Source organism: Escherichia sp. F1 (assembly GCF_046764225.1).
In the GTDB taxonomy this organism is placed as follows: Bacteria; Pseudomonadota; Gammaproteobacteria; order Enterobacterales; family Enterobacteriaceae; genus Escherichia; species Escherichia coli.
Genome location: NZ_CP177202.1, coordinates 820197 through 833592, shown reverse-complemented (window position 1 = coordinate 833592; position 13396 = coordinate 820197). Strand labels below are relative to the sequence as shown.

Annotated in this window: 6 protein-coding genes and 2 pseudogenes; 3 read left to right on the top strand and 5 right to left on the bottom strand. The window is 47.0% G+C overall.

From position 1 onward, the window contains the following. Nucleotides 1-16: 16 nt before the first annotated feature. Nucleotides 17-8206 carry an Ig-like domain-containing protein gene (locus tag ACK8NJ_RS03925; protein ID WP_411962137.1) on the bottom strand — a complete coding sequence of 2730 codons (8190 nt, stop codon included), beginning with the start codon at nt 8204-8206 and terminating at the stop codon, nt 17-19. 280 nt (nt 8207-8486) lie between these two features. On the opposite strand from ACK8NJ_RS03925, the pseudogene ACK8NJ_RS03920 reads away from it, so the two are divergent. After that, nucleotides 8487-9620: pseudogene (locus ACK8NJ_RS03920) on the top strand (IS3 family transposase). 253 nt (nt 9621-9873) lie between these two features. Beyond that, a pseudogene (locus tag ACK8NJ_RS03915) lies at nt 9874-10104 on the top strand (IS110 family transposase); the annotation flags it as partial. Between the two features lie 114 nt (nt 10105-10218). On the opposite strand, the gene ACK8NJ_RS03910 reads toward ACK8NJ_RS03915, so the two are convergent. Both ACK8NJ_RS03910 and daaA read right to left on the bottom strand, forming a co-directional pair. After that, the gene (locus ACK8NJ_RS03910; RefSeq protein ID WP_063103175.1) at nt 10219-10761 is read right to left on the bottom strand and encodes a fimbrial protein; all 543 of its coding nucleotides are present in this window, start codon (nt 10759-10761) and stop codon (nt 10219-10221) included. Between the two features lie 7 nt (nt 10762-10768). Further along, nucleotides 10769-11068, bottom strand: a complete 300-nt coding sequence (gene daaA / locus ACK8NJ_RS03905; protein ID WP_063103176.1) for a F1845 fimbrial adhesin operon transcriptional regulator DaaA — start codon at nt 11066-11068, stop codon at nt 10769-10771. 562 nt (nt 11069-11630) lie between these two features. Between daaA and ACK8NJ_RS03900 the strand changes: the two genes are divergently transcribed. Further along, nucleotides 11631-11837 carry a FaeA/PapI family transcriptional regulator gene (locus ACK8NJ_RS03900; protein ID WP_063103177.1) on the top strand — a complete coding sequence of 69 codons (207 nt, stop codon included), beginning with the start codon at nt 11631-11633 and terminating at the stop codon, nt 11835-11837. A 603-nt stretch (nt 11838-12440) separates the two neighbouring features. Here the strand turns inward: ACK8NJ_RS03900 and ACK8NJ_RS03895 are convergent. Together ACK8NJ_RS03895 and ACK8NJ_RS03890 are read right to left on the bottom strand one after the other, a co-directional pair. Then, nucleotides 12441-12854, bottom strand: coding sequence for a putative zinc ribbon protein (locus ACK8NJ_RS03895; protein WP_063103178.1), 414 nt, complete (start codon nt 12852-12854; stop codon nt 12441-12443). Then, a complete protein-coding gene (locus ACK8NJ_RS03890) occupies nt 12851-13234 on the bottom strand; it encodes a putative zinc ribbon protein (protein ID WP_063103179.1) in 384 nt (127 codons plus the stop codon). Before ACK8NJ_RS03890 ends, ACK8NJ_RS03895 begins: the two co-directional genes overlap by 4 nt. Nucleotides 13235-13396: the final 162 nt, after the last annotated feature.

The following is a 13396-nucleotide window of genomic DNA, read 5'->3' as shown; positions in this document are numbered from 1 at the left end:
TTAGTAAATAAGTTGTTTAATATTCATGTTGGATGTCAATTTCATAATCTACCTGAACGGCAGGTTCTGAAATATCCTCCTGTACATTAGTTGGGGAGAGAGTATTACTATTATCTTCTGTTCCCATGTTCGTCTCATCACTTCTGAACTCCACCGTTTCAGAAATCATATTTCCGACCTTATCAATTGCGGTAATAGTATAATTTTGTGCTGAATCAAACACCGACTGTGGAATATTGACGCTCCACTTACCATCGCTTACCGTTGCCTCATAGTCGGTATTATTAATTACCAGCGACAGCCTGGTTACATCCTCATCAGCAGAACCGGTAATCTGCACCTGATCGCCACCAATCCACAGATGTTGTTCCACCTGCGGCGTGTTGATCTCCCTGTCGACAGCAAAAGCATCTTCTTTCGTTGCCACGTTACCGGCCTGGTCAGTCACTTCGACGGAATACTCCTGACCATTCTTGTACAGAGAGGCATCAATGCCTACCGACCAGGTTCCGTCCACAATTGTTGCATTATAGGTGTGTTCACCAATCGTGACCTTCACGCTCACAACGTCGTCTTCCACCCTGCCGATCAGCTGCACCTCATCCATCCCCACGCTCAGAGCCTGCTCAACGTCTGTTGCTGCCACCTCATTGTCTATCGTGAGTGAGCCGAATGACACACTCTCATTGCCGGCCCGATCGATGGTTACCAGACTGTAAGGCTGCTCCTTATTGTCCAGCTCATTCGCCACTTCCAGAGACCAAGCTCCATGTTCATTCGCAACAGTAGTATAGGTATGCCCCCCAATAGTGAGCTTGATTACAGAATAAGGCTCGCTATTTCCCTCAAAACGTGGCCTCAGGCTGTTCGTAAGCAGTGACTCACTCGCGTGTTCCTCGTCTGAAAGCATAACGTCTTTATCCTCAACCTGCACATCGGACAGCTCAGGGCTGGTCAGATCGATGGTCACCTTATTCTGAGCGGTACTAATATTACCTGCCGGATCGGTGACCTTCACCGTAAAGGCATGGTCACCCTCATTCAGATTTTCATTAAACGTGAACGTCCAGTTACCCTCAGCATCAACCTTAGCCAGATGTTGCTGCTCGTTTACAGTGATTACGACAACAGAACCCGGCGTTGTCTTTCCGCACAGTGTAGGCTGTTGATTCTTTGTCACCATGTCATTCTGACCACCAGTGTTGGACTCTGCACTCAGTTGTGCATCAGCCGAAGGGGGCGTAGCCATAACTGTGATCTCGCCTTTAAACTCTGTCTCTGCTGCATTTCCGGCCTGGTCGACAACCGTGACGGTATATTCGTATTTACCATCCGTCAGCTTGTTCTCTTCAGGTATGGTGAATGTCCAGTGCCCTGTATGATCGGCTTTAAACGTAAAGGTCTGCTCACCGACTTTCAGAGTGATCGTCGCGTTCGGCTCGGTGATTCCTGTAAACTTCGGACACGAGTATTTCGTCAGCTGACTACCCGCAAAGCCTGTTTCACTCTCCTCTGCCAGACAAGCCTCATTAATGAGCGGGGCCGCTGTATCCACCGTCAGAGAGCCCGTAACCTGCGACGTATTTCCCACCTTATCAGTGACCTGGACCGTATAGTTCCAGACACCGTCCGGGAGAGAGTGGCTAACATTGATGGACCATTGTCCATTCTCGTTCGCATCTGCCTTATACTGCACGTCATTTATTGTCACCACTATTACTGAGCCTGGCTCAGCCTTACCGATCAGAGTAGGGGTGGATGTACCAGCTATATGCCCGGGCACACTGGAAGCGCTGTCATGCTGTACGCCCGTCACTTCCAGTCTGGCAGTGGTATCAATGACAAACGTTCCGTTTACCACAGGCCCCAGGTTACCTGCGCGGTCCTGTACCTGAATGCTGTAGTTATATGTTTTGTCATTCAGCGGCCCAGGGATCTCTATAGCCCAAGAACCATCCATACCGGCAGTGGCATAGTAATGATTACCAGCAATGGTCACTATCACCAGCGCATTAGACGGGGCTTTGCCCTGCAACTGAGGCGACGTATCTTTAGTTACCTTCTGGCCATCAATATCTACGCTGTCAGCCAGCACAACGTCCTGAACCTGTTGTGCATTGTTCAGTACAATCGTCACATTGCCCTGTTGCGGGACGTTCTCATTACCCGCCTTGTCGGTAACCTTGATAGTGTACTGATAGTCTTGTTCACCCAGAGCATCTTCTACCGTGATCTGCCATTTACCGCTGCCGTCTGCAGTAGTCGCATATTTATGCCCGTTAATCTCGAACTCAATTTTTGCACCAGGCTTAGTTTGTCCGGCGAAGACGGGGTTAGTGACGTTGGTGATGTTATCACCTTTGTCACCCGAGTCCGTCACTAGTTCACAGGTTGTATCAGGTTTTTCATTATCGATAACGAACTGCCCTTGGACACTGTTGCTGTTACCAAACTTATCGGTAGCTGTAATAGTATAGGTATATTCCTTATCAGTCAGGTTATTCAGTGTCAGGTTCCACGACCCATTCTGTTCTACAGTAACGCTATGTGACGTTCCGTCTACCACCACGACCACAGTACTGCCCGGAGAGGCGGTTCCTGTCAGCGTATGGGTTTGCCCCTTGAAATAATGCTCATCACTATTCCCTACTGGTGTGGTATCAGCTACATGAACCGGTTTAGTGCCTACCTCAAACTCAAATTCCTTCCTGTCAGAGGTGTTACCGGCTTTGTCGGTATAGCTGACCGAGACCTTGTGTGTACCATCGCTCAGCTCAGGCAGTGTAAAAGTCCACTGACCTTTGTTATCGGCGGTAACAGTATAGTCATGATTGTTCAGGGTAATGGTTACTGTAGCTCCGGCCTCCGCGGTCCCGGTGAGTGTCGGTGTTTTATCATTCGTGCATCCTGTCTCACCGGTTGCAGAGGAAGCATCAAGCCCGGTGGTAATCTCCTGTGTCTCGGTATCATAAACCAGTTGGGTACTGACAGTTCCTGTATTACCCGCTTTATCCGTTTCTTCAATCCTGACGTTCAACGTGGTGGTGTTGCCCTGCAGCTGGCCTGTAATATCAACCTGCCATTTACCTGATTTATCCACGGTCGTGTTGTAAGTTTTATTGCCCACAACAACTTTTATCGTGTTACCCGGCTCCCCCCGCCCATGCAGAATAGCTGAAGTACTGTTCGTATACAGCACCCCATTGCTTACCAGTGCATCATCACTCAGGCCATAGTTCACAACAGGTGCAGTTCGATCCATAGTAAATGATGTCGTTATACTAGTCTGATTACCTGCTTTATCTGTGCTGATAATCTCGGCGGTATAGTCTCCATCAGGCAAATTTGCATTTGCCAACTGCAGATTCCAACGACCGTCCTGATTCACAGTGGTGGTCCAGGTTTTACCATTCACCTTGATAGATATGGTAGCGCCTGGTTCTCCAGTACCTTGAAAGGCGGGTTGTCTCCAGTTGATAATACTTTCGCTATCACCGCTCGGTTCAAGTGTTGCCGTTAGCCGATTATTTTGGGTATCAATTGTGATCTCACCTATTACGGATGACTGAATCCCCCCCGCTGACTCGATAACTTTGTAACTGTGAGTCCCGTCGGTAAGTTCGTCCGGAATGTCTACATACCATTTTCCATCGCTTACTATTGCGTCATAGACCTTATTATTGATCTCCACGCGAACGACAGCGCCGGGCGTACAGGTACCGGTCAAACGAGGAGTATCGTCTGAAGTGATGTTATCACCCAGAGCCCCGGTATCAGACTTTTCATCTAAATGTACAGACAGATTGGTGATCGTGACAGTGTCCGTAGTGGTGGTCACGTTACCCCATGAATCACGGATAGTTACCGTGTAATCATGCTGACCTGAAGGCAGATCACTCGTTAATGCACAGCTCCATGACCAGCTATTACCGCTCTGATGAATCACTACAGGATAGGTTGTACCGTTGATAACTAACTCACCACCAATAACGCTTCCCCCCCCATCCAGATTAATATTTCCCTGAAATGAAGGTCGAGCATTGGTGGTTACCATATCCCCCTTCTGATCACTGTCCGTTTCTGGAGTCAGCTCACTGGTAGCAGAAAAATTATGCTTTTTGTGGACATTGACAACCCAATTACGAAGCTCTTTTGAGTTTCCTGCTGCGTCAGTAGCTGTAATGGTGAAACTAAGCTGCTGTTGTCTGCCGTTATCCGGAATAACACCTTCTGGTAAGGTAAATTCCCATTTACCGTTATTATCGGTTGTTGTAGTCCAGGTCCAAGAACCAAATCTAATGCTTATTTGTACTCCAGGTTCAGACTGTCCTGTTAGAGTTGGTGTTAAATCTGTTGTATACCAAGGGCCCACAGAGCTTGTATTACTTTCATCAGATACACCAGAAAATGTTAGATTCGGTGCACTGTTATCTACAACGAGGGTTACATTATCCTGCGTGGAGTTACCTGCCACATCTTCAATTGTAATAGTGAAGTTGTTTGTTGAGTTAGCCGCCATTTGATTAGGCCATGCGACGCGCCAGTTGCCTTGGTTATCAGCTTTGACAGATACAGTTGTTTCACCGAGCTGAAAAGTTACCGTACAGTTAGGCTCACTTTTACCCACAAAAACAGGCCAGCGGTTTTGGGTGATAAAATCCCCTTTAATGCCAGTATCACGGATCTCTTCCAGCGAAAAATCCACCACCGGAACCCCCGTATCAATAAATACGCTTGAATTTGCAGTACTAGTTAGCCCATTAGAAGAGTCAGTGACTTTTGCCTCAATACTATTCAGGCCTTCTGTCAGATCTGTTGTCAGCTCCAAGCGCCATATCCCTTGATCATTAGCCTCAACTGAATAGGTCTGACCGCCTGCGGTCAGCAGCACAGTAAGTCCCGGCGTGGCACTCCCGGTGAGTACAGGTCGTTTGTTAGACGTAATATAGTCGCCTACAATTCCGGTATCACTTTCCCTTTCAATTTCAATAGTGACATAAGGTGGTTTAATACCATCCGGAACATAGGTAAACTTAGACTCCGTTGTGATGGTATTACCAGCCTTGTCTGTAGCCGTCACCGTATAAGTATTTTCACCCATATCAGCATTCTGCGTCAGACTGACACTCCATTTCCCACTTTCATCTGCAACGGTTTCATATCTTTTACCGCCACAGTTGACGATAACCTTACTGTTAGGATCTGTCATTCCGCTCAGGTTAGGGCGAAGGCTGCTGGTAGCATTCTTTTGCCCTTCTATTACATAGGCCTGATCGAGTCCAGCAGTAAGGCTGATACTGGTATCTACTGTAAATTCAAATGTTTCCTGAGTAATGTTTCCCGCAGCATCTGTCACCGTCACGTTGTAGCTATAAGTATTGTCATCTAAGTCTTCCGGAATATTATATCGCCAGTTTCCTTTTTCATCTGATGTTAGCTCTATACGTTGTTCATTAAATTCAAGAACAACCTTTGTCAGCGGCTCCGTTTTCCCGGCCAGTACGGGTTTTTTTATGTTCGTAATGCTGTCGGAATCAGACTCTCCTGTGTCAAATGCACTATCAATTCCGCCAGTGACTTCTGGAGCTTGAGTATCAATGATAAGAGTTTCCTCAAATACAGCTACGTTGCCATAAATATCGGTAACCTCAACCTTAAAAGGATATTTATTATCAACCAGTTCTTTGTCAAAACTAACTATCCAATGACCGTCTTCCTGTTTTGTAACAGATACTTCTTCACCTGCAATCGTAACTTTGATTGCACAGTTCTCCGGGGCTGTTAGTATGATCTCTGGTTTTTTGTGGTTGGTGATCCAGTCATTTTTGATACCTGAATCTGATTCGCCTGCCAGAGAGACAGATATAACTGGCGGATTAGTGCTGATACTGATTTTGCCTTCTTCCTGAGTTGTATTACCAGCTGCGTCGGTGACGCTTACCGTGTATGTGTATTCAGCGTCTGCGAGTTGTTCCGGTAACTCAAATGACCATGAGCCATCTTCTTTGACCGTTGTATTAAAGGATTTGCCATCAATGAATAGCGTGATAACGCTTCCGGGTTCAGATTTACCGGCAAACGAAAGTAATTTGTTATTGGTAATATACTTATCATCTTTCAGCGTCGCATTCTCTGGCGCTACGCTCAATGACACCTGGGTGTCAAGTGTGAAACTGAACTCCTGCTCGCTCTTGTTACCTGCCTTGTCCGTGACTGTCACAGTATAAGTATATATTCCGTCATTAAGCATTAGAGTTTCGGGCAGTTGAAGACGCCAATTGCCATTATCATCAGCTTCCAGCAGCCATTCTTGATCGTTTAGCTTAATGACCACAGATGCTCCGGCTTCAGTCTGACCGGTTAATATGGGGTTTTTAACATTTGTCAGGTTATCGGAGGAAGAAATACCACTGTCACTATCTTTATCCAGTCCACCTGTCACTTCAGGTTCCTGGGTATCAATAGTCAGGGTTTTATTGACAGTAGAAACATTACCAAATCTGTCGGCAACTTCCACAGTAATAACATGCTCGCCATCTGCCAGGACGTATTCAGACTGAATTGTTACGCTACCGTCTTCGCTTGCAACAAGCTCATAACGCTTACCATCTAAGGTCACGATTACTTTTGAACCAGGATCGGTCGTGATGACAAAGGCTGGTTTATCTACGTTAGTCAGCCAGTCGCCCTTTACCGATGAGTCGCAGCTATCCTCCAAGGCAACCTGCACCTCGGGAGGCGTTGTGTCGATTTCAAGCTTTCCTTCCAGACGCTGGCTGTTACCTGCTACGTCAGTCACGATGATTTCATAAACATACAGTCCATCCGGCAAGATATCCTGTAGGGAAATGGCCCATTTGCCATTTTTATCTGCAGTGACGTAATATTCCTTACCGTTTATATTCAGTACCAGCGAGCTGCCAGCTTCTGCCTCTCCCTGAAAAACCGGTTTGGCATGGGGAGACAGAAAGTGGCCCTCCGTTTCTCCCATGTAGGTTCCTTCAATAGAAGCAGTCAGAAAGGTTTGCGTATCGACTGTGAATGTAAACTCTTTGGTGATAGTGTTACCTGCAGCATCTTGTGCTGTTACATTGTAGGTGTACTCACCATCCTCAAGCGCTTGAGGAACTTTTACCTGCCACTGGCCTTTTGAATCTGCCTTAACCGTCCATGACTGATTGCCCAATTTTACCGTCAGTGTGGAATTGGGTTCAGTCTTACCTGTCAGTAGAGGCATTGTGTGGCTGGTTATTCCATCCGTCTGACTGACACCTGTGTCATCCTCAGGGGCCAAACCAGCCATCAACAGACTGACAGAAGTATCAATAATGATGCTCTGTTCAATACTGTACGACTCGCCTGTCTCTGGATTAGTAATGCGTAACTCGTAAGTATAAGAACCATCTTCAAACGTAGAAGGTAAGGTGAACTTCCAGGCACCATTAAGATCCACACTTAATGGATACGTTTTGCCGTCAAACATCAGTTCGGCTGTCATGCCTGGCGTGGCTTTACCGGCAAGGACGGGCTGAGAGATATTCGTCACACCATCATTGAGTGTACCGGAATCAGATGATTCATCTAGCGCACCAGTAATGAATAGTAGCGTTTGCTTCTGCTCTGTAGACTCCTGGACAGACTCCTGCTTGGTAACCTGAGAACTTGAAGAAGACGATGAACCAGAGACACTGCTCGGTTTCGAAGCTGTCTGTGGAGTCGATACCTGCACCACCATGTCCTCAGGTCTCAATTGCTCTGATAGCTTTGTAGCAATCCTCTCCTCTTGGATTTCCTTCTGTTCTGGTGCTGGATTTTCCTCTTGAGATTGCATTTCCTTCACCAGCATTTCCTCAAGAGCTTCCTTATAGTTTTCAAGCTGTGCTTTCAGCTGAGTAAGTTCTTTGTTAGCCTCATCCTCAACTGTTTCATTCGTAACAACAAGAGCCTCTTTAGTTTCGGTATCAACACTCTTATCTGACTTAATTAGTTCGTCGTAGAAGGAGCTATCTAACCCCAGTTCGGCACCACTTAGAGAATCCACAACAGCCTGGGACGTAATTTTTTGTCCAGATGGGGAAACAATCTCAACCTCCCCCATTAAAAGAGAAGAAAGACCATCCTTAATAGTTTGTTTATTGCCCGATGCATCAGTGATAATAAGATCAAAGCCGGAAACATCAACAGATTTAGCAATATAGTTTTGCATGATACTGTCCTCTGAGTTTAATTATAGACGGATGATATTATCAGAACGATTTGTCGAGTATTAGATATTCAATATGCCTTTGAGCTGATACTGATTATCGATGACCTGATTATGAGATGTAGTGATTTACTTAATTTTGCTATCAACAAAGGATGAAAAGTATCTCTGTAGTGGCACAGTAATTTTGGCCACCTGATTAAAGGTGATATCCTCACCACAACATAAAACAGGTGACTTAATGAACTAGAAAACAAAACGAACCTTCTCTCCTGAGTTTAAGCTGGAATGCGCCCAGCTTATCGTTGATAAAGGTTACTCATATCGGAAAACCAGTGAAGCTATGAATGTTGGTTACTCTACTCTGGAGGCATAGATACGTCAGCTCAGGCGAGAACGTTAGGGTATCACGTCTTCTGCATCACCACTCACATCAGAGCAGCAACGTATTCGTGAGCTGGAAAAGCAGGTTCATCGTCTGGAGGAACAAAATACAATATTAAAAAAGGCTACCGCGCTCTTGATGTCCGACTCGCTGAACGGTTTGCGATAGTTACAGACTGAGCGGCAGCCACACGGTTGTCAGCCTTTGTGCTGCTCTGGGCGCACATCGCAGCAGTTACCGGTACTGGCAGAAGCGGCGTGATACCATTGATCCGGCGCGAGTCAGGTTGTATAGCGTAATACGCCGTGCCTGGAACCAGAGTCAGGGTTCCGCAGGTGCGCGCACTCTGGCAGATATGCAGATTCAAAATGGCATCCCGATGAGCCGTTATCGTGCCGGGCGGCTGATGAAATACCTGAACCTGAGCAGGTGCCAGCCCGGAAAACATCAGTACAAAAATGCCCGCCAGGAGCATACCAGCCTGCCGAATCTGCTTGAGCGTCAGTTTGCTGTGCCGGAGCCAGACCAGGTATGGTGCGAAGATATTACGTATATCTGGGCAGGAAATAGCTGGTGCTATCTGGTGGTCGTCATGGATCCTTTTGCCCGCAAGGTTATCGGCTGGGGTCTGTCAGCGGATGCCAATACCGCACTGTTAAGCAATGCCCTGCGGATGGCCTATAAATGCGTGGTCAGCCGCGGGACGTCATGTTTCATAGCGACCAGGGAAGTCAATATACAGGACTGAAATATCAACAACTTCTCTGGCGTTACAGGATAAAGCAAAGTGTCAGCCGACGGGGAAATTGCTGGGATAACAGTCCAATGGAACGCTTCTTCCGCAGTCTGAAAACAGAATGGGTGCCAACCGATGGCTACACAGGCAAAGACGTGGCCCGGCAGCAAATCAGCAGTTATATTCTGAATTATTACAATAGCGTCAGGCCTCACCATTATAACGGAGGGCTGACGCCGGAAGAGTCAGAGAACAGATACCATTTTTACTGTAAAACCGTGGCCAGTATTACTTGACCACTACAGTTTGCCGTTTAACCCGATTGGTGTGATTACTGATGCAGTGAAGACCTTCCCGCATCCTGACTCACACAGCGATCGACCTCTTGTGTCCTGCCCTGGACTCGTCGGTTACCGGAAGCGCCTTCATGCGAGGCATCTCCTCACCGGTGCGCGTGACCCAAGAAAGGCCTGACGGCTTGTCTCGTTACTGGCCTGTCCGGGTTATCAGTCTGGAGATTCAACTCTGTTTCCTCACAGGAGCTCTGTTATGGCAGGTAAAGTTACGGAAGCCGCTGTTGTGGGTGGCGTGGATACACATAAAGATCTGCATGTTGCCGCTGTCGTAGATCAGAACAATAAAGTTCTGGGGACCCAGTTTTTCTCCACAACACGGCAAGGTTACCGGCAGATGCTGGCATGGATGACTTCGTTTGGGGCATTAAAGCGAATTGGTGTTGAGTGTACAGGCACCTATGGATCAAGCCTACTTCGCTACCTGTGGTACTGGCAAAAGCAGCTGATACGGCAAGCGCAAGTGCGGCCCGACGGAAAAACACGGACGAAACCGGCTCTGCAACTGCCTTCTTTCCTGTACACACAATCCTTTTCTCCGTTACTGATACGTGACCACAAAGGTCAGTGCACCCGTGTATTCCCCCGCCTTCACGTTCGCCGGAAACACCGGCTGCGCACGAAAACGGAACTGTCCTTTAGCAGCAAACTCCACCGGGTAATTCACCGAATGACTGTCCTGAGTCAGACGTCCGCGATAATCTGCCTGCGCATCCACCGCCCGCACATCCACGCGAACACCATCACCGGCACCGCGGGTGACCACGCCCCCTGCATCCAGCTGCCCCGGGTTACCAAAATCCAGGGTGGCGACCTGCCCGGCCTTGAATGCTGAGCAGCCCTGAACCGTGGCACCGGACTCATACAGACGCACAGTGAAGTCACGCGGAGGCACAGACGCCCCCGAGGACTTGCGGTAAGTTCCGAATGTCAGCCGACCACTGTTGCCGGTGCTGTCCGCATCCACCACCACATGACAGGCCGAAGCCACCACGTCAGCACTGAATACGGTTTTCTGAACAGCGGCGTGAGAAACCCCGCCCCCTGCCAGAAGCAGAAGTACTGAAAGCGATAAATTTTTCATGCAACTGTTATCCCGTATATGGAATACCGGCTTCTGATATATAAAAAGGAACCAGCCTGTTTACCGCCTGATGGGTACGCTGAATACGCCCGAGAGCACCAGAGAAATATCCCTGAGAAACCTCATATCGTTCACAGGCCTCCCTTCGGGTATAACCCAGAACCAGAAAATACCTCAGCGCATTAAGAACTTTTTCACTGTGAACCGGAGATATTTCAGCTAATAACCAGAACTGGCTCTCTGACATTTTTCCGGGCGACAAAGTACGCCCGTGCTTCTTGCTCAGATACAGGTCACTGCTGTTCATTTACATCTATTCCAGAAATATAACCAGACAAAAAGACGGCATAAATCCGGATAACAAAAACGCATTCACTCTGCTGCCGTCCTGTTTTCTGTGGTGAAGACTATCACGGTGCTTTATAGCGAAAAACACTAATTTAACGATATTTATGACCAAACAACAACCATTTAATGGCACAAAACACCGCTAAAACCAATAAACATAGAATAAAAAACCAAAAACAAAAAACAGATAAAAAGATCGTTGTTTTTGTAAACACCAATATTGCCTACTGGATAGGTTTTTTGTTCTTATTTAGATATTCATCAAAAAACAGATCCCAATTTTCACAAAAAATATGAATTTAGAATAATAAAAAATATTAAACATGGAAATTAAAAACACAGAAACAAAAATATGCCCAGTCACTAACCACTCAATAAAGCAATAAACAGTCAAAACAGAGCACTACCATTACTAACATCCTTTATTTTCATGTGGTTGCAATGATAAAAGATGGCAATGAGATTCAACGTAAGTAAGGATGTATAATAAAAAGGATTACAGCTAAGAGTGTTAACAGAAGATGAAGAAAAAGCAGATACTGGATTTTATTCAGGAAATAAAGGCACCATGCAGAACGACTGATATTGTCTCGCGTTTTGAAATGAGTGCCTATCAGGCCCGCCATTATCTTATGTGTCTTGAAAAAGAAGGAAAAATAAGGCGTACGCCTCTTCGTCGTGGTGCCCGTACTTTATGGGAGGTAGCAAGGGAAACGGAAAAGTATTAATAAAAACATGCATTTTTTCTGCATAAACTTCACTCACTCCTCTACTGAAATATAACCATGATTTAACAATCAAGAACTTATATTGTTACTTTACGGCGTTAACTGAAATGTTGCCTAATCAAGAGTCTTTTTATACCACTCTCAGATACAGATTACTGATGCAGTATCCCATGATAACTCCGCATTTTTTCTGACTGCTGACCTCTTCGGCCTCATTAGCTGTGATGTCTTGATAAACAACCACTGGAAAAAAGATAGTCAATTCGTGTAATCGTACTGAAGAGAATCCCGTATAAATATTCAGCTGACAAAACGCCATCAGTCCATAAAAATCAACAGAAGCACAGATGATTCATCCAGTCATCGACGAAAAATTGTTGCCATAACCAGTGGCTATGGTTATTCTGCGCAACTTCGTTAAATACCCAAAACATTTGTCCGCAGGTGATGAAGTTCGTCAATGTCTCTCTTGTCTGAGTGGTGCGTAAAACAGATCGCCAGCAGATGCAGCCAGTGATCCACCGTTTGCGGAACAAAACGCCGGACCGTAAGGCTCCGGCATAAGCGTTCCTGTCATGATAAAGTTATTATGTTGCGTCCTCCTCACTCCAGGTCCCGGAGCAAATCTGGCTGGTACCTGTAAACAGACTTTGTACATACCGCTCTGCAATAAATCCCCGTACCACATGCCTCACAGAACTTCTTCCCATGAAAAAACCTCTCGCACATCACACAATGCCACTCCAGCACGGTCGGTAATGGCGATAAAAACATCGCCATATCCTCAATGTAAGGGTGGGATTTTTCCGGATTCAGCACCACGCAGTCCGTCTTCTGTTGCGCGGTCAGGGCATGTAAATCATGCTCAAACCACGCCCCCTGAGCATCTGTCTGCAAAATCAACCGACCACGACAGGAAAGGCAGAAACAATGCCTGATATTTCTGCTGAGCGCAGAATCGGCACTGATAATGTGCTCACCCGGCGTGATCCCCAGCCCCGTTTTTAGACCGTTCATCCTGCCACTGCCTCCTCACTGAAACGCCCTGTATGACAGTGTGTGCAGTACTGCTCCCCATAATAATCGTGGTGACATTGTCTGCAGTGCCAGCTGGTTTTACGCACCACGGGTAAGGCATCCGGTACGAATTGCTGCAGACGCTTAATCAAGCGTACCTCTCTGCGCTCCGGCCTGACATAAGGACACTGCTGACCGTGCGCTGTCAGCCCGTCGTCAGTGTGTTCAAACCAGGGACGCTCAGTGTCGTATTGCGGGTGGTATCTGAGTGCACTGCCGCAAAGGTGGCAGGTGTAGTGAGCATAAGGTGCGGCCTGTGCAGTACGGGCGCCCGTCAGACGTCCGTTGCCATCAAGAGCGAGAAAGGATTTTGCGTACATAGTCATATTCCTCAGCCGCCAGACGACACGCAGGCAACAGCCGTCCCGGTATGGGCAGCGTGGTCAGGGTGTGAATGGCGGTTCAGTTAAAATCTGGACTGGAGTTTGGGTAAAGCAGGCTGGTTGCTGTTACCGCACTGTGGTTGTCACACAATGGAACAC